Origin of the sequence: Sphingobacterium chuzhouense, from assembly GCF_014692525.1 — a bacterium.
Taxonomy (GTDB): domain Bacteria; phylum Bacteroidota; class Bacteroidia; order Sphingobacteriales; family Sphingobacteriaceae; genus Sphingobacterium; species Sphingobacterium chuzhouense.
Map to the genome: position 1 here is coordinate 141,082 of NZ_JACNYL010000003.1, position 21,111 is coordinate 162,192.

Annotated in this window: 23 protein-coding genes; 3 read left to right on the top strand and 20 right to left on the bottom strand. The window is 40.9% G+C overall.

Annotation, left to right across the window (positions count from 1 at the left end; genetic code table 11):
- Window positions 1-2: 2 nt before the first annotated feature.
- Entirely contained in the window at window positions 3-659 is a 657-nt protein-coding gene (metI, locus tag H8B21_RS12630; RefSeq protein ID WP_190314145.1) for a methionine ABC transporter permease MetI, read from the top strand.
- Between the two features lie 36 nt (window positions 660-695).
- A complete protein-coding gene (gene metQ, locus H8B21_RS12635; RefSeq protein WP_190314146.1) occupies window positions 696-1,505 on the top strand; it encodes a methionine ABC transporter substrate-binding lipoprotein MetQ in 810 nt (269 codons plus the stop codon).
- A 48-nt stretch (window positions 1,506-1,553) separates the two neighbouring features.
- Here the strand turns inward: metQ and H8B21_RS12640 are convergent, their stop codons facing one another.
- From H8B21_RS12640 to H8B21_RS12735, 20 genes are all read right to left on the bottom strand, one after another.
- On the bottom strand, window positions 1,554-2,081 hold the full coding sequence (locus tag H8B21_RS12640; RefSeq protein WP_190314147.1) for an SAM-dependent methyltransferase: 528 nt from the start codon (window positions 2,079-2,081) through the stop codon (window positions 1,554-1,556).
- Between the two features lie 80 nt (window positions 2,082-2,161).
- The gene (locus H8B21_RS12645; protein WP_190314148.1) at window positions 2,162-3,577 is read right to left on the bottom strand and encodes an APC family permease; all 1,416 of its coding nucleotides are present in this window, start codon (window positions 3,575-3,577) and stop codon (window positions 2,162-2,164) included.
- Between the two features lie 124 nt (window positions 3,578-3,701).
- Window positions 3,702-5,888 (bottom strand): TonB-dependent siderophore receptor, encoded by a 2,187-nt coding sequence (locus H8B21_RS12650; RefSeq protein WP_190314149.1) that lies wholly within the window; start codon window positions 5,886-5,888, stop codon window positions 3,702-3,704.
- Window positions 5,888-6,439 carry a GNAT family N-acetyltransferase gene (locus H8B21_RS12655; RefSeq protein WP_190314150.1) on the bottom strand — a complete coding sequence of 184 codons (552 nt, stop codon included), beginning with the start codon at window positions 6,437-6,439 and terminating at the stop codon, window positions 5,888-5,890. The genes H8B21_RS12650 and H8B21_RS12655 overlap by 1 nt, the downstream gene beginning before the upstream one ends.
- A complete protein-coding gene (locus H8B21_RS12660; protein WP_190314151.1) occupies window positions 6,436-7,212 on the bottom strand; it encodes an ABC transporter ATP-binding protein in 777 nt (258 codons plus the stop codon). The genes H8B21_RS12655 and H8B21_RS12660 overlap by 4 nt, the downstream gene beginning before the upstream one ends.
- Window positions 7,209-8,222 (bottom strand): FecCD family ABC transporter permease, encoded by a 1,014-nt coding sequence (locus tag H8B21_RS12665; RefSeq protein WP_190314152.1) that lies wholly within the window; start codon window positions 8,220-8,222, stop codon window positions 7,209-7,211. The genes H8B21_RS12660 and H8B21_RS12665 overlap by 4 nt, the downstream gene beginning before the upstream one ends.
- 3 nt (window positions 8,223-8,225) lie before the next feature.
- Entirely contained in the window at window positions 8,226-9,245 is a 1,020-nt protein-coding gene (locus tag H8B21_RS12670) for an ABC transporter substrate-binding protein (RefSeq protein WP_223815011.1), read from the bottom strand.
- Between the two features lie 323 nt (window positions 9,246-9,568).
- The gene (locus tag H8B21_RS12675; RefSeq protein WP_190314153.1) at window positions 9,569-9,985 is read right to left on the bottom strand and encodes an urease accessory protein UreE; all 417 of its coding nucleotides are present in this window, start codon (window positions 9,983-9,985) and stop codon (window positions 9,569-9,571) included.
- A gap of 6 nt (window positions 9,986-9,991) precedes the next feature.
- On the bottom strand, window positions 9,992-10,708 hold the full coding sequence (gene hypB / locus H8B21_RS12680; RefSeq protein ID WP_190314154.1) for a hydrogenase nickel incorporation protein HypB: 717 nt from the start codon (window positions 10,706-10,708) through the stop codon (window positions 9,992-9,994).
- The gene (locus H8B21_RS12685; protein ID WP_190314155.1) at window positions 10,705-11,055 is read right to left on the bottom strand and encodes a hydrogenase maturation nickel metallochaperone HypA/HybF; all 351 of its coding nucleotides are present in this window, start codon (window positions 11,053-11,055) and stop codon (window positions 10,705-10,707) included. The genes hypB and H8B21_RS12685 overlap by 4 nt, the downstream gene beginning before the upstream one ends.
- An 11-nt stretch (window positions 11,056-11,066) precedes the next feature.
- Entirely contained in the window at window positions 11,067-12,023 is a 957-nt protein-coding gene (locus H8B21_RS12690) for an urease accessory protein UreD (RefSeq protein WP_190314156.1), read from the bottom strand.
- Between the two features lie 12 nt (window positions 12,024-12,035).
- Complete coding sequence (gene ureG / locus H8B21_RS12695; RefSeq protein ID WP_190314157.1) at window positions 12,036-12,647, bottom strand: urease accessory protein UreG; 612 nt, start codon at window positions 12,645-12,647, stop codon at window positions 12,036-12,038.
- 8 nt (window positions 12,648-12,655) lie between these two features.
- Window positions 12,656-13,342: an urease accessory protein UreF gene (locus tag H8B21_RS12700; RefSeq protein WP_190314158.1), complete on the bottom strand. Its 687-nt coding sequence runs from the start codon at window positions 13,340-13,342 to the stop codon at window positions 12,656-12,658.
- A gap of 5 nt (window positions 13,343-13,347) precedes the next feature.
- Complete coding sequence (locus tag H8B21_RS12705) at window positions 13,348-13,836, bottom strand: urease accessory protein UreE (protein WP_223815012.1); 489 nt, start codon at window positions 13,834-13,836, stop codon at window positions 13,348-13,350.
- Window positions 13,836-15,692, bottom strand: a complete 1,857-nt coding sequence (gene ureC, locus H8B21_RS12710; RefSeq protein ID WP_223815013.1) for an urease subunit alpha — start codon at window positions 15,690-15,692, stop codon at window positions 13,836-13,838. Before ureC ends, H8B21_RS12705 begins: the two co-directional genes overlap by 1 nt.
- Before the next feature lie 16 nt (window positions 15,693-15,708).
- Complete coding sequence (gene ureB / locus H8B21_RS12715) at window positions 15,709-16,080, bottom strand: urease subunit beta (RefSeq protein WP_190314159.1); 372 nt, start codon at window positions 16,078-16,080, stop codon at window positions 15,709-15,711.
- Window positions 16,081-16,098: 18 nt separating this feature from the next.
- Window positions 16,099-16,401 (bottom strand): urease subunit gamma, encoded by a 303-nt coding sequence (gene ureA, locus H8B21_RS12720; RefSeq protein ID WP_190314160.1) that lies wholly within the window; start codon window positions 16,399-16,401, stop codon window positions 16,099-16,101.
- A gap of 42 nt (window positions 16,402-16,443) precedes the next feature.
- Window positions 16,444-17,646, bottom strand: a complete 1,203-nt coding sequence (locus H8B21_RS12725; RefSeq protein ID WP_190314161.1) for a porin — start codon at window positions 17,644-17,646, stop codon at window positions 16,444-16,446.
- An 85-nt stretch (window positions 17,647-17,731) separates the two neighbouring features.
- The gene (locus H8B21_RS12730; protein ID WP_190314162.1) at window positions 17,732-19,105 is read right to left on the bottom strand and encodes a HAMP domain-containing sensor histidine kinase; all 1,374 of its coding nucleotides are present in this window, start codon (window positions 19,103-19,105) and stop codon (window positions 17,732-17,734) included.
- Window positions 19,095-19,775, bottom strand: coding sequence for a response regulator transcription factor (locus H8B21_RS12735; RefSeq protein ID WP_190314163.1), 681 nt, complete (start codon window positions 19,773-19,775; stop codon window positions 19,095-19,097). The genes H8B21_RS12730 and H8B21_RS12735 overlap by 11 nt, the downstream gene beginning before the upstream one ends.
- Window positions 19,776-19,986: 211 nt before the next feature.
- Between H8B21_RS12735 and H8B21_RS12740 the strand changes: the two genes are divergently transcribed.
- Entirely contained in the window at window positions 19,987-20,985 is a 999-nt protein-coding gene (locus tag H8B21_RS12740) for a beta-ketoacyl-ACP synthase III (RefSeq protein WP_190314164.1), read from the top strand.
- Window positions 20,986-21,111: the final 126 nt, after the last annotated feature.

The window sequence follows — 21,111 nt, forward strand, 5'->3', positions numbered from 1 at the left end:
ATATGTCTGAAGCAACATTTTGGTTATTGGCAAATGGTACTTGGGAAACCATTGTGATGACGTTTTCTTCCGGATTCTTTAGTTTTCTGATCGGATTGCCGCTAGGCATATTACTATTTTTAACACGTGAACGGCAATTACTCGCAAACAGACCATTGAACAGCACTATCGCATTTTTTGTAAACATTTTCCGCTCCATTCCTTTTATTATCCTCATAGTATGGATGATTCCTTTTACCCGCGCCTTAGTGGGAACCTCTATCGGTATGGAAGCGGCTATCGTACCGTTAAGCATCGGTGCCGCGCCTTTTGTCGCGCGTTTAGTGGAAAACTGCCTGCTGGAGATTCCATATGGCATCATAGAAGCAGCTCGATCTATGGGAGCGACAACAATGCAAATTGTTCGCAAAGTGCTTATTCCAGAAGCCCTTCCTGCGTTGATAAATAGCGCTTCTCTTACACTCATCACATTAGTGGGGTATTCCGCAATGGGTGGCGCTGTAGGTGCTGGCGGATTAGGACATATTGGGTATCAATATGGGTATGTAGGTTATGACGCGTTAATTATGAATATGGTGCTCGTGCTATTGATTGCTATCGTATTCGGAATACAGTTTATCGGCGACCGATTATCGAAATATGTGGATCATAGAAAGTGATGAGTGATGAATTATGGGTGATAAGTTATAAAAAATATGTACAATACAATCAAATCTTTATTTAGTTCAGCGTTTATCGTAGCCACCCTTTTATCCTGTGGTGGAGGCAACCGTTCTTCCGATATCCTTCGGGTAGGTGTACAGGCAGGCCCTGAATACAGTTTGGCAGAGGAAGCTAAAAAGGTAGCAAAAGAAAAATACAATCTAGAGGTCGAACTGATTTCTTTTAATGATTACGTTATGCCAAACGAGGCTTTACATCAAGGTGATATTGACGTTAATGTTTTCCAGACGACTCCTTATTTGGACGACCAAATGGCAAGTAGAGGATATAAACTAGCCATTGTAGGCAATACCTTTGTTTATCCTATGGCCGGTTATTCCAAGAAAATAAAAAATATAAGTGAGCTTAAATCTGGAGACACGGTGGTTATTCCTAATGATCCTACTAATTTGGGCAGAGCACTTTTGCTCATGCAGGAAGTTGGTCTTATCCAACTACGAGATGACGTAGGGTTACTACCTCGTTCACAAGATATTATTAAAAACGAGTTAAATCTTAAAATTATCGAGTTAGAAGCTCCCCAGCTGCCGAGGACATTGGATGACGACAAAGTTGCTGTGGCGGTTATCAACAATAATTTTGCAGCAAGTCATAATCTGACGGCAAAAGACAATGGCATTTTTGTAGAAAATGAGAAATCGCCCTACGTAAATATCATTGTGAGTCGGGAGGATAACAAAGAGGACGAAAAAGTATTAAGTTTTGCAAAAGCTTATCAATCCGAAGAAGTAGAAGCTGTAGCGAACAAGGTGTTTAAAGGCGGAGCTATAAAAGGCTGGTAGTTAAATTATTTTACAGAGCCATCATGTGGCTCTGTAAAATATTGGTTGTTAACGATTTGGAACAGTCCACAAAAATATAGTACTACCGTCCACTGTTATTGTCTTTTCAGGTTCCCAGTCACCCATATCAAAAGCATGCGATACAATGCGTGTTCCGGGTTTCAGTTCTTCCAAGATTTTCGGACGCAATTTCAAATTGACTTCAGGGAGTAAGTAAAGTGTTAATACATCTGCTTTGCTAAAGTCAAAATCAAATAGATTTCCTTGAATAAAGGTCACTTTGTCTGTTACACCTGCTTCTTTTGCATTTTCATTGGCTTCCTTTATACGTTGTGGATCGAGATCAACACCTGTAGAGGTAGCTCCACGTTTCGCTGCAGAGATTGCGATACGTCCGTCACCACAACCTAAATCATAATGGACATCCCCCGCTTTCACTCCTGCCAAATCCAACATTGCATCTACGACGGGTTGTTTTGTAGGTACGTAAGGAACATCCAAATTAGGTTTCTGCGCAAATACCTGGAAACCCACTAACAAACAAAACACCAGTAAATAATTTTTCAATGCATTCATCTTATTTTAATTTAAAGGGTCAAAAATATATTTCATTTAATTATTGTAAAAGCCCAACATACTATAGTAGTACGCCAAAATCATGCCTTTTGTTTCGTTTCTTTTGATTTTGGTATGAAAAAGAAAAACACCATCCCCAACAGCAACACACCTACGCCGAGCCACGCTCCTCTTCCAGCAAACATCAAACTGGAATACAATAAATACGTGGAGGTAAGACAAAAAATAATCGGAAGAACGGGATACAGCGGTACTTTAAATGGTCGGGGCGCATGCGGTTCCTTATAACGTAAAACAAAAAGCGACAATCCAGTACACAAAATAAAAAACCAAAAAATCGGTGCTGTAAAATCTACCATCGATTCAAATCCGCTACGGGCAAAAGAACCTAGAATGATCAATATTACCGCTATTATCCCTTGTGTCAAAAGCGCGTTGACAGGTGTAGAGGTCTCAGATTTCCAAGTGCGCATAAAAGAAAAAATCGAAAAATCCCGTCCCAAAGCATGGTTGGTGCGCGCTCCCGTAAAAATCGTTGCATTGGTAGACGTTAGTGCGGCAAGAATAACCAATAACCCTATAAGAAACACACCGGTATCTCCCATAATAACACGCATAGTTTCCACACCAACGGCTTCCGAAGAAGCTAGACCATCAATCCCCAAAACGTTAAGGTACGCTAGATTTATCAGTAGATAGATAGCCGTTATGATAAGGATACTGGCAATCATCACCGTGACCATTTTTTTACTTCCGCCCCGCATCTCCGAAGATATATAGCCTGCTTCGTTCCACCCGCCAAATGTCAACAGCACCATAACCATCGCTCCTCCTATTGCCGGTGTTATACCAGAACTTACAGGTGCCGCTGTCGCAGTACCACCACTTTCGGGAGCAAAGAAAAGCCCGGCAACGATCAAGGCGAGCAATCCTACAAACTGCAAACTGACTAATATTTTCTGTGCCCCTGTTCCAACATGTACCCCGATAATATTGACAAATGTGAGCAGAATGACCACCAAAGCAGCATAAATAGAGGAGGAAAAAGCGCCCAAGCTATATAATTCACTCATATAATCGCCTACTATAAAAGCTAGCAACGCTATGGAACCTGTTTGTATAATACTCATCCTTGCCCAAGCAAACAAAAATGCGAAGCGCTGACCAAAAGCACGATGTAAAAAATGATAATCACCGCCCGTATTGGGAAAAGCAGTACTCAACTCCGCATAACACATCGCACCGATAAGGGAGATCACCCCTCCTAGCACCCATACGCCGAGGAATAATTCTGAACTGCCTGTATTTGCAGCAACAATAGAGGGGGTGCGAAAAATACCCGCACCTACAACGATGCCAACGATAACGACAATGGCATCGATTACTCTTAAAACTTGTTTTGGATTGATTGATTTATCAGTGCTAGCGGCAACACCATTACTGTTTGTTTGTGTTATTTTTTCAATACGGTTTCCTAGGTTCTGCGTGTCTTTCATGCGCGCCTTTCCATTTTATAGGGTTTATGAATTATTCCTTATATAATAGTACAAACAACTATACTATATAAATTGTTTGTAATACCCTTGATACAGTTGAAGATAGATGCCATAACGATTGTAGCTACAATGAAAAACCTATAGACAACATCGCGCTTCTCGGCATTCCAATAAAACCTCTCGTATAATCAAAGCCACCCAGATAGTAATACGTATCAAATATATTATTGAAATTTAGTGTCAACCGTGCTCCCTTTAAATGGTAATAAAGCGCCGCATTCCACACCTCATAACCTGGCCATCTGTCCCATGCCATAGTACCTTCGTCATCGATAGCCATGGGATTTTCCATACGTCTGCTGTTCATAAAATTCATACCAGTACCAAAACCTAATCCTTTGAAAGTGGCGTTTGGGATTACATATTTCATCCACACACTCCCCATGTGCTTGGGTGCATTTGCCAAGGGCATTCCCACTTCGATCTCCATCGAGGATCTTTTCACTTCCGTATGGTTAAAGCTGTAATTAGCCATCACTTGAAACTCTTTGGTTACCTGCCCCCTAAAATCCAATTCTACTCCTTGCGATATCACTTCACCAGACTGTCTATATACGGGAAACCCGCTATCACTCATTTCGCCAGTAGCAATCATCATATTCTCTCTGCCGATATGGAACAGGGAAAGTTCTGTTTGCAGTTGGTTATTAAAGAAGCCCGTTTTTAGACCTGTTTCCACTTGAAAGCTACGTTCGGGACGAAAGGAATTATCGGAACCATATTGCTCGTGGTTATGAATAAAATCTGCTCCCACCGGAACATATCCCTGCGAATAGCTCGCAAAATAATTCATTTGATCGTTGATATGATACGTCAATCCAAAACGTGGTAACCAAGCATGTTGGCTCGTTTCGTAAGACTCCGCGAGATCTGCACTGCTTGAACGGTAATATTCATGGCGCAATCCCACCACTACATTTAAACGTTCTCCTATTGTTACTTGATCTTGTATATAGAATCCCATACTTTTATAAGGGTTCAAAAAAGGAAATTCAGCCTGTGCTAGCCAAATGTAAGAACCAACATCGATCACATCCCGTACAGGATTTTCCAAATTGATCGTCAGGGGAATCTCTTCCCCGTCCAGCATACGTCGTCTCGCTTCCCGCTGTACATTGTTTTTGTCTCCACCATACTGGGCATAATCTACTCCCAATACGAAACGATGTGTATGTCCCGGTCTGTTCAGGTTATAGCTCAGGTAGCTCACCAGATTGTCGGTGTAATCTTTTACATTCTTAGACAGAAAACGCATGTTCATGATTGTGTTTGCCGGTGGATCGGCAAAGGTGTTTAATGTGCGGAACTCGTTCAAGTCTTCACTATAAATCGATTTCATGTAATTCATATGAAAAGACAAGTTCTGTGTAATGTCCTGCGAAAACCGCGTCGCAAAAGTCAAGAACTTCGAACGGTAAAAATCCGTCGGCTGGTTTACATTAAACGCTCTATCTAGCCCATAAAAATCTTTATTCCGAATACCTATGCCTCTATCTAAAGCACCATCAAAATCATCGTATGTCAGGTCGACATCAATTTGCGTTCCTTCTGTGGGACGAAACGTAAACGAAGGAGCAATCAATATATTTCGCCTTTGATTGTTATCCCGAAATGTGCGTGAAGTTTCATAGGCTACATTAATACGGTACAGAAATCGCTTGTCTTTATCCAACGGGCCGCCTATATCCAGTGTGGATCGGAGTGTCTGAAAGCTTCCTACACTGAAATCAATACTTGTTTTTTGCTCTTCAAGTGGCTTTTTCGTCACTAGATTAATTGTACCTCCTGGCACAATATCACCAAAAAGAGAAGCGCCCGGCCCTTTTAATACCTCTATACTTTCCAGGTTTGCTGTCAGCGGTGCACGCCAAAAGCTTGTGCCATAACCGTAGGCTGACCGCATCCCATTGACCAAACGAAGCCCGTTCGTATAACCGCTATTAAAACCTCGTATTGTTAAATCGTCGTATACAGACGCTTGACTGACGCCCGCCAGATCCTGCACCATATCCGTAATCTGAAACGCTTGTCTATCTTCCATAAACTCCCGGCTCACCAACGACACCGATTGAGGAAGGTCTTTCAATATACCCGAAAACTTGCCGCCAAGCTCTGTCGTATTGATTAAATAGGAATTATTCCGTCTCCCCGTAATTAGCACCTCTTCTAAGGCTATGACGGTTGTATCGACTTGTGCATATCCCGTTACGGTACAACATATCAAAACAGCAGTATAAAAAACTTTCATCATTAGCAGTTCTCCATAAAAGAATTAAAAGTGTCTGTTTTTATCACTTTCGTTTTATCCAGTGTCATATGCAACGTCTCAAAACCAGATTCTTCACACGACAGCATCAAATCAAACCCTTGCTTTAACCAAAACTCATAAGCACCTGTTAAAAAGGGATGTGTATGTAAATAGAGTAATTCAACACCTTGTTTCTGGCTTATTTTTTTTAGTTCGTGCACCAATCTTGTCGCCAAACCCGATCTCCGATAAGCAGGTTCGATAAAGAGCTTAACTACCTCCACAATTTTTGTTGCTGTAAAAGAAAAATAGGGAAAGCGGTCATTGTACACCATCATCCCGATGGTACCGATGAGCTCCCCTTGTCCCGTACGTGCTTGCAAAAAAACACCTAGATCAGTCTCTACATACGTTGAGGAAAATTCTTGCAGATCTTTGGGTATAACCTTATGGTCCAACATGGGAAATAGTTGCTCCCTCGTTTTCAATACGTAAGCGATAACTTCCTCTTTGTCGCGTAAACCTACAGGCAATATGTTTATACTGTCGATCATAAATGCTTTTGTTTAGGGATAATCAATGTTCGTCCGTTATGTCGGACATCCGTTAGGGCAACGTGATAAGTCTTCTCCAACGTAGATAATAATACTACGGGGTCTTTTTCTTGCAATGAATGTAATTTTTTTTCCTGCATTACATAAAATCGATCTCCGTATAAAAGCGCAAGATTAGGATCATGCATCACACATACGATTGTCGTGCCTGATTGCACAAGACGTTTGAGATGTTCCATTACGGCAACCTGATAGTGTAAATCCAAATGGTTTGTCGGCTCATCGAGCAACAACACATCAGGTTGTTGCACCAAAATCCGACATAGCAAAACTAACTGCCTCTCTCCTCCCGAAAGAGCAGTATATGGTTTATCTTTTAAGTGCCATAACTGAAAAGCCCGTAGATTTTCCTCAACCAAATCAAAATCTACCTGACGTGGTGCAAATCTGGAAAAGGCAGCGCGTCCTGTTAACACCACATCAAACACCGTAAAAGGAAAAGTTGTTTGATGAAATTGGGTCATGAAGCCTATCCGTAGCGTATTTTTCTTTCCCGCATGAATATCTTTTCGATTTTGATCAGCAAACAGCACATCGCCTTTGTAATGGCGTTCCATACCGGAAAGAATGTTGAAAAGCGTTGATTTTCCGCTACCGTTCCTGCCAAGAATCACCGTCAACTCTTCCCCATAGAAATCTGCCGTCAATTCGGCAAGCACTTGTTGCTTACCAAACGAAAAGGACAAATTATGAATCTGTATTAATTTCTTCATGCGTTCCAATTTACAGCGTTTTTACGCATCAGATAAATAAACAGGGGCGCTCCCAATATCATCGTAAATACACCTACCGGAATTTCAAATGGCATAACGGCACGTGAAAAATCATCAATCAGTAACAGAAATGTACCGCCGATACTCATATTGGCAAAAACACCTATTTGGTTATTTGGACCAAAAAGAATACGACTGATATGAGGTACAATCAACCCGAATAAGCTAATCATACCGACTGAAGCTACTGCTGATGCTGTAATCATTGTCGCCAATCCCACGATGATAAACTTAATATTCCGCGGATTTATGCCCACTGCCATCGCTTCCTGATCACCCAACGCCAATAGATTGAGCTTCCAACGGAATGCGGCTATAGCGAGCAAACCTCCTATTATCGGTATAAATGCTGTTTGAACCTTGTCCCAAGAGGCTGTATGTAGATTACCCATTGTCCACTGTACGATCGCCTGTAATTTATAGGGGTCGCTTAAATATTGCAATACCGTTAGAAATGCCGTAAAAACGCCAGTGATAATCATCCCTGCCAAAACCATGGTAATCATAGAGGTTCTGGCACCCGCATAAGACACGAAATAAGTAATTGTTACCGCTACTACGCCAAATAAGAAAGCCGATAGATTAATCGGTATCAATGGTATCAACATAGACAGTGCCGCCCCAAATGCGGCGCCGGAAGAAATACCTAAGGAAAACGGATCAACAATAGGATTTCTAAAAATGGCTTGTAAGACCCCACCCGATACTGCTAAAGCCGCCCCTACCATAAACGTTAATAAAATACGCGGTAAGCGCACCTGCCAAAGAATGGTCTCTATATCAGTCGTTGCTCGGGCCAATTCTTTGCCAAATAGGCGCTGAACTTCCTCCCACATATAATGGGCTAAATCCGATATACCTACATATCCTGTGCTTCCCAATGACAGCGAAAAAAACAAAACTACAAATGGTGCCAAGACGAGTGAGAGCACTTTTACACGTTGCCGCATCCCTCAAACCTCCTTATTTTTGAGATGATACAGCTTATCCAATGCTTCCTGCATTTCATATTCCAATTCTTCAGCACTTTTCTCCGGATAACACCAATGCCGCAACTGTTTTGCAAACAAGATGAATTTAATCGTATGTGGATCATAATTAAATGTAGGCGCCAAGACATATACTTCTTTATTTTTTACAGCCGCAAGTGCCGCCAGTTCTTTTAAGTTATAAACATCTTCCAGTTGCGAATTCCACAGTACGATAATATCGGGATTCCAACTGTAAAGCTGTTCTGCACCGATATTAGGAGCTTCCATCTCTAGTGGGCAGGCATTTTCCGCGCCTGCTGCTTGAATAGATAAATCCATCAACGAACCTTTACCTGAAGTAGATAAAATACGTCCTTTTGACCAGGCGTAGTATACTTTTTTCCGCCGACTATTCGCTGGCCTTTCCATTGCTTTCAACTCTTCGTCAACATAGGAGATAAGTTCCTCGGCCCGATCTGCCTTATCCAGCAACGTGGCAACACCTCGTAATTCTTTATAAATACTTTCTTTATTTTTACTGGAAACAGCGAAAACCGGAATATTCAATTTTTCCAATTGGGTAATTGTCTCCTTATCCTGCTCATATGCAATTGCGAGATCTGGTCTCAACCCGACAATGGATTCGACGTTGTTTGCCCGGCCACCGTAAGTAGGCGTCGCAATTTCTTTACGCGCTATACGTTCGTCTAATTGGGAAAAGAAACGAAAAGAAGATTCATTTTGATAAACCTGTTCTGGAATACCGACAATACGGTCATGGACACCTAACATAAACAGTTCGTCTACCATCGGCTCAAATAACACCAAAATACGTTCTGCGGGTCTGCTGAGTACTATTTCTTGACCTCGACTATCTTCTGCATAGTAGCTCCCACTATGCCTTTCCCCATGCTTGGTTGTTTGTTGACAGCTCGTCATAAAGAAGATAGCGCAAAAGGATAGCAACGCATACTTCACTCTTATATCTATGTATCTTTTCATTATTTTTATTTATGCGATAATCGCAAGCCTATTTTTTACAAGTATATATCACAGACATAATAATCCCGTTAATATTATATTAGAACGAAATTAGAAAACCGAATGGAGTGCTCTACAGTCGTATTATCATCTTATTTTCAAATAAATAGATGAAGTATTTAATACGCTATAAATCGAAAATATTTTTTATTTGAATGCGATTAGAATAGATTTCGAAAACCTATTCGCTGCTTACGTATAGAACTCAAGAATTCGTTCGTTATAAATACGCCTTTATAGAAGCCTGTATAAATGGGAATATGCATTCTCGGATGAAGGATATTTTACAGATAATTTCCGAAAGCCTTGATAGCATATTTCACATCAAGTACTTTTGTTACCACCTGTACTTTATCACCGTACTTACCTGATAAGGCTTGAAACAAACGTCCATCGTAAGAGACAACGATTTTATCTTCAATTAAGAATATCGGGAGATGGCGATTACCTACATCAAAACAAAAACTTCCAACGATGGCTATATCGTCAGCATGCAGTACAATACAGATGCAAGGTTCGATACGGGCTTTTACGGTCACACCATCTTCCATACATACAATTTCTCCATCATGAATAGGTGTTTCCGATGACCGAGAGAGGGAAACATCTCTGCCCCCCTCCGTCTTCCGTTTTATTACTGTTCGATTGACTTCATACCATTGGAGTGATAAAAAGTCTATTTCCCGATTGGAATCTGTCATATATTTCTATGATTTACCCTGTAATCTTTTTTTTGTGCTCACTTTTTCCTTCAACCAATTACACCAATCATCGACACCATCACCGTTCAGCGTACTAATCGATATCACGTCCAGGTTGGGGTTGACTTCACGCGCATCCTTCGTCACGGCTTCCACGGAAAACGGTACATACGGCAGCAAGTCTGCTTTCGAAACAAGCATCAGTTCGCTCGTCAAAAACATACGTGGATATTTTTTTGGTTTATCATCTCCTTCAGTTGATGCCAATAGCGTAACACGGTAATCTTCACCCAAGTCGAATGCTGCCGGGCAAAGCAAGTTGCCTACGTTCTCGATAAACAATAAATCGACACCGTCTAAATTAATATGATCCAGTGCTTGTAAAACCATCTGTGCTTCAATATGACACATACCGCCGGTCACGATTTGCAAGGCATTGATCCCAACTTCGCGCATACGGACAGCATCACGTTCCGTTTCGGGGTCACCTACCAAAACGGCAATATTCAACTCACTACTCAAGCGCTTACCTGTTTCTTGCATCAATGTCGTCTTACCACTTCCTGGCGATGAGCATACATTGATCACGCATATATCTTTCAAACGCTCCCGGATGGCTTTAGCAACAAAATCGTTGGCTTTTAACAGGTTCAGTGTGGTATTATCACATTGAACAGATCCTACAGGCATTTGGTTGCTTTTTGGGGTTGTTGGATTACTCATTTTTTATCCTCCTTAAATGTTACTTGACTAATTCTTAATTCTTCACCTTGTATAATGGAATCGGATGTTTGGCCACAATCGCATACAAAGCGATGATATTGAACTTCAAATTGTTTATTACACCTTTTACAATATGCTATAATGGGCAATATGGACACTTCCAATTCCGTATTTTTAAACCTTGTATCGTCCAGTACATAGGCTTCAAATGCATTTTGGATAAGTATTGGCTGCAAGCTACTTAATAAACCCGCCTCCAGATTAATTTTGATAATAGTTTCATATTTATCTGGATAAGCCTCTTCCAAGGTTCTAAAAATATCTTTTACAATACCTAATTCGTGCATATTATTCTATATTAAACGGCTTTCTTACTTACCGTTCTCTGTTCAACGGTCTTTTTTACTGCTTTCTTTCCTTTTGCTATGGTTTTCTTCTTCACTGCTTCTTTAGCATCTACCATTTTAGAGGCGGTTTCTTTTGGCGCTGTTTCGGCTACGATACCAGCCGTTTCTTCAGCTTTGGTAACTAATTGATCTTGCGTAAATACCCAGCACATCTGCGCCAACATAGTCAAAAAATTATACAACAATTCTCCATCCGTGCCCACCGCACGAAGCAAGAGTGTGTTTTCCGCACATTCGGTAAACCCAAATGAGACATCCTCATACTCCATTGTTAGAATCTCGTCCATCTCCCCCTTCATCAGCTTCGCGAAAGGGCCACAATAAATAAGGGTAGCTTGGTGTGTATATCCTTCAAAAAACAACAAATCGGACACGGGTTGCTCCTGTGGCAATAAACATTGATTGTCGGTCACGAGCAATTTACCATCTTGATAAATGCGCGTAATACTATGCAGTTTTCGAAAAGCAAACACCTCGTCCCGATGTACCCTTCCCGCGCTGATAATATCACCCCATATCAAGGTAGCACCATCATTAACATGGATAGTATTCACTGTTTTAAAAATAGAATCCTTAAAAGGCGTGACGGGGTGTGGTACATAGTTGAACACACTGTCTTTATCTAGTAGCACTTTTGTCTCTTGAGAAGCACCCTCTTTCATAGGATGTAATTTATTGAAAGATTGCGTAAAAAGTTTTAAGTGTGCATTTTCCTTCACGTGTACATCGATTACTAAGGAATCTTTGTCCATAATTCCCGGAGAGGCACTCATGATAATCATCTCCAAATGATCCTGTGCCCGAGGCGAACCATAATGCGTCAATTTATAAGGTGCATTATGATAACTCTCCTTTAGCCGACTCTGACGCCCGTCTCGCTCTACATTAATCTTGATTATACTATCCATTTATTCCGGTTATTATTCCTCTAATAAAGCGTTTTTCTTAATCCAGTCCTTGACCTTATCCAAACCTTGCAACGTCATGAGGTTGGTAAAGATGAACGGTCTTTCTCCTCTCATCCTTTTCGAGTCACTTTCCATAATGCGCAAATCGGCGTTGACGTAGGGAGCTAAATCTATCTTATTAATCAATAATAAATCCGAACGTGTAATGCCCGGTCCGCCCTTACGTGGGATTTTTTCACCCTCAGCCACATCAATCACAAAGATGGTTACGTCTGCCAAATCAGGACTAAACGTAGCCGTAAGGTTATCTCCTCCACTCTCAATGAAGACGATTTGTGTGTCTGGAAATCGCTGTACTAGATCTTCCACAGCTTCAATATTCATAGACGCATCCTCACGGATAGCCGTATGGGGACATCCTCCAGTTTCTACACCGGCAATGCGTTCTGCTGGTAATGCCGAATTTTTCTGTAAAAACTGTGCGTCTTCGCGAGTATATATATCATTAGTAACAACACAGATGCTGTAATCTGCAGACATCTCTCTTGTCAGTCTTTCAATCAAGGCTGTTTTTCCAGAGCCCACTGGGCCTGCTACGCCTATTTTCACATAGTTTCTTTCCATTTTAATGATTAAGAGATATAAATTCTTGTATAAAGTTTTTCATGCTGCATGCAACGGATATCCTGCGCGACACAACAGTTTCCTATCATATCCGGATCCATATCTGCCTGCTTATCGACCAGCTCTCTTATTAGCGGCTGTAATTTAAAGAGAATCTTTTGCCCGTCCATTTGACTAATGGGAACAAGCTTAGCACAATTTGTTACTATCCCGTTTAACGAGTTATAATAAAATGCACTTAAGGCGTCGTCCAAGTTGATATTTTGTGCATGCGCATACATAGCAAATGCCATCGCGTAATGCCCATGTGCTTCGCCCGCTTGAATCGCTTCCAAATAGGCTTTACAACGTCTTATAGATTGAAAACTTTCCACGACTTTTAGAAACCGAACAGCCAACTTTTTACTGGCATCTCTGATTTCATAAGGTGATTTAAGCGATGTAATAAAGTTATCGAGTTCAATCAGTTTTTGTTTCAACGCTTTCTTCTCACATATTTTCCAGGTTTCATGGAAAAATGCAGCATCATTGTAGAAGAAATTATAGCGCAACATCTTTTCGGCATAGGCTTCGGTAGACTTGCTATCGTGCACTATCCCTTTGTGGATATAGGTTTCCAAACCGTAGGAATGAGTAAAACTTCCTATGGGGAAAACGGAGTCATTGATTTGCAGCAACGTCAGTAATGGATTCATTTGCCTTATTTTGCTAGTGTTATTTTGAATTTTGTTTTTCTTGACCACTCATGCATCTTCAGTGTTTGAGTTTGTGGGATTACGCGCACACTTACCGTAACATCATAGTCGCGGTTTTTCAAGAGCTGATGCACAGGCCATTCATACGCTAAGACAACTTCCGCCTTTTCGTTTATATAGATTGGTAAATGGCGGTTGCCTATCTCGAAGCAGACTTTCGCCATTTCCATCTTATCTCTAGGATGAAATATCAAACAAAGGCAGGGTAATATCCTGACAGTGATACGTTGTTGCTCACTTTCATACAAAATGTCGCCATCTTTTAACGGTGCGCCACTCAGATTACGAAAACCAATTTCCTGACCACCGACCGTACGTAGTCTTAAAATACGTTTTTCGGTATCAAACCATTCCAGTTCGACAAGATCAGTAGGTTTTTCTTTCCGTATATCACCTATCCGTATATTACCCGCTATGCCTTTAGATATAATCATTAAAATAAGAAATAACGTTGCGCCATTGGAAGCTCTGCCAACGGTTCACAAGTCGCTAACACACCATCTACTGTTACATCATACGTTTCTGGATTAACCTCAATATTCGGCGTTGCATCATTATGTACCATATCCTTCTTCATGACTTTTCGACAACCTTCTACCGGCAGACTTTCTCTAGATAATCCCAAAGACTTGATTGTACCGTTATCGATAGAGACTTTCGACACAAAATTGAAAGATGTTTTGGTTTTAGCCTTACCGTAATTACCGAACATCTGACGATAGATAATAGGTTGCGGTGTTGGAATAGATGCGTTGGCGTCTCCCATTTTCGAACTAAGGATCATACCTCCTTTGATAATCATTTCCGGCTTTACACCAAACATTTCTGGTTTCCAAAGCACAAGGTCAGCAAATTTACCCACCTCTACGGAACCGACATATTTGTCGATACCATGTGCTTTTGCCGGATTGATTGTAAATTTAGAGATATAGCGTTTTACACGGAAATTATCGTTATTGTTGGCTTTATCTTGCTCCAACGGTCCACGCTGTACTTTCATTTTGTGTGCCGTTTGGAATGTTCTGGAAATCACCTCACCAACTCGTCCCATCGCCTGGCTGTCCGAGCTCATAATCGAAAAGACTCCCATATCCTGCAAGATATCTTCTGCTGCAATGGTTTGTGGACGGATGCGCGAGTCGGCAAAGGCCACATCTTCTTTTACGTTTTTATCTAAATGGTGACAAACCATCAGCATATCTAAATGCTCTTCAGCGGTGTTAACCGTGAATGGTTTTGTCGGATTTGTCGATGCGGGAAGAATATTCGGATACATCGAAATCTTGATAATATCCGGGGCATGGCCACCACCTGCACCTTCGGTGTGGAACGTATGGATTACACGACCATCAATAGCGGCAACTGTGTCTTCCAAAAACCCAGCTTCGTTCAATGTATCGGTGTGGATGGCCACCTGTACATCGTATTTGTCGGCTACTTTCAAAGCTGCATCAATAGTTGCCGGTGTTGAACCCCAGTCTTCGTGAATTTTCACCCCCAATGCACCAGCCTCAATCTGCTCCTCGATAGGTTTCGTTGTAGATACATTTCCTTTGCCAAAGAAACCGACATTGATAGGCAAATCTTCAAATGCTTCCAGCATTTTATGGATAAACCATTTTCCCGACGTAACTGTCGTTGCATTCGTACCGTCAGCAGGACCTGTACCACCACCGATAAACGTCGTCACGCCGCTATACAATGCTGTTTCGACTTGTGTAGGACTGATAAAGTGAATATGTGTATCCACACCACCTGCCGTAAGAATATAACCCGCACCACCGTGTACCTCTGTTGATGGTCCGATAACCATGCCCGGCGTCACGCCGTCCTGTACATCCGGGTTACCTGCCTTACCGACCCCAACGATTTTTCCGTCTTTAATACCTACATCTGCCTTCACAATACCCCAATGGTCGATGATGATCACATTGTTTATACAAAAATCAAGTACATCTTCGTCGCGCATGGCGCGTGCCGACTGTCCCATACCATCGCGTATTGTCTTACCGCCACCGAATTTATTTTCTTCGCCATACACCGCGTAATCTTTTTCGATTTCGATCAACAGTTCTGTATCTGCCAGACGTACGCGGTCGCCCGTTGTCGGGCCAAATAAAGAAGCATATTTATCTCGTGGTATATACAAAGCACCGTCATCATCATAGTGGATCGACGATTTATCCAAGCCTAATTTTTCGAGACCTAAGGCATTTAATTTTGTTGTAGCTACGCCTGCTGTAGCCAATCCAACAATCTTAATCCAGTCTCTTCTATTCCATTCTCCCATAATATGTTCTTTTTAATTATTTAGAAGATTTAAAGTTTTGTTTTTTCATTTTGTCGATAGCCGAAGCTTTCACTTTCGCACTGGTGTATTTCCCGTTGGTTAAGCCGTTAAAACCGTGGACTTCCTTGTTTCCGCCGATTTCCACCAAGATGACATTTTTCTTCTCACCGGGTTCAAAACGCACGGCTGTGCTTGCCGGAATATTCAAACGCATGCCAAATGCTTCTTCTCTATCAAACTCCAAGTCTTTATTCACTTCAAAAAAGTGATAGTGCGATCCTACCTGAATAGGTCTGTCACCTGTATTAGCGACCGATATCGTCTTGGTCTTGTAGCCAATGTTGGCTTTGATATCGTCATTCTTCAAAAAGTATTCTCCTGGAACCATTTTTTTTGATTTTAAGGGTTAACGAATAGGGTTATGTACGGTTACTAATTTCGTACCGTCAGGGAAAGTCACCTCAATCTGTACGTCATGTATCATCTCCGGCACACCTTCCATGACTTGTTTTCTTTTTAGAAGTGTAGTACCGTACTCCATCAACTCGGCAACGGATTTTCCATCGCGTGCGCGCTCCATCAATTCCATACTGATATAAGCAATACATTCAGGGTAATTGAGTTTTACCCCTCTTTTAAGCCTCTTAGCTGCAAGTTCGCCAGCTAAATGAAGCATTAATTTTTCGATTTCACGTGGTGTTAAACGCATAGTTTTATCGATTTATTTTATTTAGAAATTCATTTAAAGCTTTTATAGTAAAGGGATCGTAAAGTAAGCACCCAGTGCCAATCTATTTAACTGTTGCCGATCCACATTCATTTTATCCGCATAGGATATGCTGTTGCCGATATAACCTAAATAAAAGCGCATATCTTGATTTCGGAAGGGTTTGTGTTGCAGTGCAGCAAAGTAGGTATAGTTCTGTCTGAAATCTTTACCCAGCTCCTCATCTTTTGTGCTTCCGGCAGCCTCAACCGCTCCCTTCAAAGCGATTTCCCATTTGTCTGTTAGAAATTGATCATAACGTAACACGGCAGTTTTATACACAATATCCTTCGCTAATACTCGGCCTGCACCGGTATGATCGTAAAAATCATTGATACCATTGGAGGCAATCAGTGCATGGTCTACGCCCATGTGTGAATATTGCAGATCCAAGTAAACCATTTGCTTATCGGTTTTATACTTATTTGCTAACGAGATAGCATGATTGGTGTGTTTATCTGCAAATTGTGAAACGTGATAGGACCATTTGGTATGTATTTTCTGATCAGCAAAAGCGCCAACCCAAGTAAAGTAAGCACCCATTGGTACTTTTGAACGTTGCAAGTCACCTATAGCGAAGCCATTATTGAGAATATGCTCATTAAAGTTATTGTTGACTGTATTATGCACCTGTACGTGAAAGGAATGATTGGGGTTTATATGATAACCTAACTTGGCACCCGTCACAAATAAGTTTAATATACGATCTACGTAATCGGTGAACATAAATTCATAAATCGGATTATTTTCAAATTCATACGATCCCACCATTGCGCTTTGCTTACCCACGGTAACATCCCAGTTTCGGTTCTTACCGAATTTGTATTCGATCAACGCGAAGTCTAGTGCCCCCGACCCATTATCCAGGGAGTTTGGAGCAAACGGACGATTTAAACGTAGCCGAACTTTATACGATAGATCATCGTTGTAATTTCCATGTAAGTGGAGACGGATTTCCTCCATTTTTGCCCGAGTGACAGCATCATCCTTGCCCAAGTTGTCGCCAAGAAGCGCACCTCTGAACAGTACATCAAAATTAAATAATTTAGATTGGTTACGCTCGTTTTCTGATGTATCCTGAACGGCGGGTGGTTCCACACTAACGGCATCTAAATTTTTATCACCCTCATTCGTATAACCGGCTTTTACTAAAAAGCCTAAAGCAAAAAACAGAAAAATTTTTTTCATGAACTGTGATTAAACTTACTTTTCACAAGTATATCACAGTCACATGAGAATCAGATTAATGTGAGATTAAAACGAAATTAGAAAATTAAACAGGTATTTCAATAGTTACATTAGTACCCTGGTTTTCAACGGAAGAGATTCTAAGCTTAGCGCCATGTAAATCGAAAATATTTTTAGCTAAAACGAGACCTAAGCCATTCCCATATATCTGTCCTACATTCGAAGCTCTAAAAAAGGAATCGAAAATATGCGGTTGATCCTGCTGGGGGATACCGATGCCGTCGTCGGTAATCTTTACCATAACATTTTTTAAATGACACTCTAATGAGACAGTCACCGTATTGTCTTCACCATATTTACAAGCATTGGATAAAATATTACTAAATGCGATATAGAACAGATCTGGGTTGACAAATATATTCAGTCGCTGACTTTCTTCCGGGATATTGGAAAAATCCAAACGGATACGGGATTCCGGGCTGACCGCCTTTTCGTTACGTTGTACGTCATATAGCAATTCATCTATCCGTATAAGTTGTTTGTTCTCTATTTTCCTATCAAAGCCAGAACGAGAGAGTAACAAAAGGTTATTGACTATCAACTCCATTTTATTAACCTGCTTTGAAATGGTCTCTACGGAATAATAAGCTTCATGCTGCCTATCCAAACTCTGTAATGCCAACTCGGCCTCTCCTCCGATAATAGTAAGTGGTGTACGTAACGAATGTGAGGCGTTGCCGATAAAACTTTGCTGGGATTTTACCGAAATATCCAAGCGGTTCATCATTGAATTAAAATTGGCTATTAGTGTACCTATTTCATCGTTTTCGCTATTAAATTTGTTCTGCAGGCGCATATCGAGGTGGGAAATATCAATTTGGGTAAGATCATTGTTAATCGCCTGGATGGGTACCAATAGTTTATTAGCGAAATAAAAAGATAATAAAAAAATGAGTACAACGGCAATCGAGGCGCCCGACACGACCGTGCGGTCTAACGTACGTTGTTCGTCATGTCCATATTCATCAATTCCTTCAGAAATAACCAACAAATCTTCTTTATGGAGGGAATCAACAAAAAACACAGCTATATAAGATGTTTTTCCATGCAGATATTGCGCTTTACCACTCACTATTGCTTCGGTATAAAAAGACTCCGGCATGGGAAGATTAGGTTTAACCCGTATATTCGTACTATCTTTTACAATCCGCAAGAGATAATCTTTCCCTTCTGATAATTGCGCCAGATATTTGCGCCTTACTTCATAGTATATTTGATTGTTATATTCATCATTCTGAACGATATGATTTCCGACGATGGTGGCATTCTCTTCCAATCGATGGTAAAATTTAGTCTGTAAGCTATCACGTGTGAAATACGAAACATATATGGCAAACGATACAATATAAAATATGGAGATCGTTGTAAACAATAGGATGATTCGAGTCTTAATTTTCATTTCTCAACACATAGCCCATACCAATCACGGTATGAATTAATTTCTTTTCAAACGGATGGTCAATTTTTTTTCGCAGATAATTTACATAGACGTCGACAACATTCGTACCCATATTGAAATCCATACTCCAAACCTTCTCCAGAATGTCCACCCGCGACAATACTTTATTTTTGTTTACAAGCAGATATTCCAATAAACGATATTCGGTAGCAGTCAATATAATAGGTATATCGCCACGAACCACCGCCTTACTGTCGCGATCAATAACGAGGTTATCAATAGAAATCGTATTTGGTGTGGAATTTCTGTTGTTTGCACGACGTGAAAACCTATTGACCCGCGCGCGGAGCTCGTCCAGTTTAAAGGGTTTGGTCAAATAATCGTCTGCATCACGGTTAAATGCTTCGACAATATCTTCCGTTTGGTTCAATGCACTGAGAATAAGAATAGGAACCTCTTCATTAGCCATACGGATGTTCTTACATACATCCAAACCGTTCATTCCGGGTAACATCACGTCCAATATAATTAAATCATACGCATGACGTCCAGCCATTTTTAATCCTGTAAAACCATCCATAGCTACATTAATATGATGCCCCTCACCTTTTAACCCTCTTTCAATCAAAGATATGACAGATGGTTCATCTTCTATTAGAAGTATTTCCAAACTCCTCCTCCTTTAAATAATATAAGAATTGATCAGCTAAATATACATTTTAGACTTTATGAAGGAGCACCCTTTGATTTCTTTTTTGCATCTTTTTATTTTTTTTACGCTTAGCTTACGAAAAGAATCAAATTGTTACCAAGGTCTTCCCTCAAAACTAATCATAAAATTCCGTACCTTTGCCGTGTTTTTATTTTGAGAAACTAAAATTATGCGAAATATTTATTCATCCCGACCATATGCTGCTATTACCGCGATAGGTGGTTATCTTCCCCAAGGACGAAGAACCAACCTTGATTTAGAACAAGTATGCGACACATCGGACGAATGGATTGTAAAACGTACTGGAATTAAAGAGCGGCGTATTCTAGAACAGGGATTGGCCACTTCGGATATGGCCGTTATGGCGATTCGGGATTTGTGTACACGTTACAACAAGGATATTGTTGATGTAGACGCCATCATCGTTGCGACCTCGACACCCGACGTATTGATGCCAGCAACCGCAAATATCATTGCTCAAAAACTTGGTTTAAAAAATGTATGGGCTTTCGATATGAATGCCGCATGTTCCGGTTTTTTATATGCACTTGATATGGGCGCATCGTTAGTGGAAACAGAACGATATAAAAATGTACTTGTTGTCGGCGCCGATAATATCAGCGCGTTTGTCAATATTAACGATCGCTCTACCAATATTCTTTTTGGAGACGGAGCCGGAGTAATATGGTTGGAGCCCTCCGCAGAAGAAGGCGTCATTGATGCCTTTATGCAGAGTAATGGCGATGGACGTGAGTTCCTAAATATTGAAGGCGGCGGCTCCTTGTACCCCGCCAGCGACAATACATTTACGGATGAACGCAGGTATCTACGGCAAGATGGCAAGGTTGTATTCAAACAAGCTGTACAATCGATGAGCAATGCCTGTAAAAGTGTACTGGAACGGAATCAACTGGCTATAGAGCAGGTCGATTGGCTGGTGCCGCATCAAGCGAATAAACGTATTATTGATGCTGTAGGTAAGGAGATTAATATTCAAGAGGACAAAACATTGACCAATATAGAGTATCGTGGCAATACAATTGCGGCAACCATTCCCTTATGTATTTGGGAGAATATTAAACTGATACAAAAAGGAGACCTATTGATGTTGACCGCGTTTGGTGCAGGATTTTCCTGGGGAGCCAGTTTATTGCGTTGGATGATATAGCGATATCAAAATATATACTTATATTCACCCTTTAGCTTTAATATTCACTAATATGCGGATAAAATCCCTCGTCTCATGGTTATTTATAGTTTTCATGTTATCGGGTTTAGGAGCATGTAGGGCTGT

Excerpts from the sequence above, each read along its gene's own strand:
- ureC (WP_223815013.1), bottom strand. The coding sequence starts at position 15,692 with ATGGGAGAATGGAATAGAAGAGACTGGATTAAGATTGTTGGATTGGCT.
- H8B21_RS12655 (WP_190314150.1), bottom strand. The coding sequence starts at position 6,439 with ATGATCGACAGTATAAACATATTGCCTGTAGGTTTACGCGACAAAGAG.
- H8B21_RS12665 (WP_190314152.1), bottom strand. The coding sequence starts at position 8,222 with ATGCGGCAACGTGTAAAAGTGCTCTCACTCGTCTTGGCACCATTTGTA.
- H8B21_RS12645 (WP_190314148.1), bottom strand. The coding sequence starts at position 3,577 with ATGAAAGACACGCAGAACCTAGGAAACCGTATTGAAAAAATAACACAA.
- ureA (WP_190314160.1), bottom strand. The coding sequence starts at position 16,401 with ATGCGTTTAACACCACGTGAAATCGAAAAATTAATGCTTCATTTAGCT.
- H8B21_RS12675 (WP_190314153.1), bottom strand. The coding sequence starts at position 9,985 with ATGACAGATTCCAATCGGGAAATAGACTTTTTATCACTCCAATGGTAT.
- H8B21_RS12640 (WP_190314147.1), bottom strand. The coding sequence starts at position 2,081 with ATGAATGCATTGAAAAATTATTTACTGGTGTTTTGTTTGTTAGTGGGT.
- H8B21_RS12650 (WP_190314149.1), bottom strand. The coding sequence starts at position 5,888 with ATGATGAAAGTTTTTTATACTGCTGTTTTGATATGTTGTACCGTAACG.
- metQ (WP_190314146.1), top strand. The coding sequence starts at position 696 with ATGTACAATACAATCAAATCTTTATTTAGTTCAGCGTTTATCGTAGCC.
- H8B21_RS12705 (WP_223815012.1), bottom strand. The coding sequence starts at position 13,836 with ATGATTATATCTAAAGGCATAGCGGGTAATATACGGATAGGTGATATA.
- H8B21_RS12660 (WP_190314151.1), bottom strand. The coding sequence starts at position 7,212 with ATGAAGAAATTAATACAGATTCATAATTTGTCCTTTTCGTTTGGTAAG.
- H8B21_RS12730 (WP_190314162.1), bottom strand. The coding sequence starts at position 19,105 with ATGAAAATTAAGACTCGAATCATCCTATTGTTTACAACGATCTCCATA.
- ureB (WP_190314159.1), bottom strand. The coding sequence starts at position 16,080 with ATGGTTCCAGGAGAATACTTTTTGAAGAATGACGATATCAAAGCCAAC.
- H8B21_RS12690 (WP_190314156.1), bottom strand. The coding sequence starts at position 12,023 with ATGGATAGTATAATCAAGATTAATGTAGAGCGAGACGGGCGTCAGAGT.
- H8B21_RS12670 (WP_223815011.1), bottom strand. The coding sequence starts at position 9,245 with ATGAAAAGATACATAGATATAAGAGTGAAGTATGCGTTGCTATCCTTT.
- hypB (WP_190314154.1), bottom strand. The coding sequence starts at position 10,708 with ATGAGTAATCCAACAACCCCAAAAAGCAACCAAATGCCTGTAGGATCT.
- H8B21_RS12685 (WP_190314155.1), bottom strand. The coding sequence starts at position 11,055 with ATGCACGAATTAGGTATTGTAAAAGATATTTTTAGAACCTTGGAAGAG.
- H8B21_RS12725 (WP_190314161.1), bottom strand. The coding sequence starts at position 17,646 with ATGAAAAAAATTTTTCTGTTTTTTGCTTTAGGCTTTTTAGTAAAAGCC.
- metI (WP_190314145.1), top strand. The coding sequence starts at position 3 with ATGTCTGAAGCAACATTTTGGTTATTGGCAAATGGTACTTGGGAAACC.
- H8B21_RS12740 (WP_190314164.1), top strand. The coding sequence starts at position 19,987 with ATGCGAAATATTTATTCATCCCGACCATATGCTGCTATTACCGCGATA.
- H8B21_RS12700 (WP_190314158.1), bottom strand. The coding sequence starts at position 13,342 with ATGAATCCATTACTGACGTTGCTGCAAATCAATGACTCCGTTTTCCCC.
- ureG (WP_190314157.1), bottom strand. The coding sequence starts at position 12,647 with ATGGAAAGAAACTATGTGAAAATAGGCGTAGCAGGCCCAGTGGGCTCT.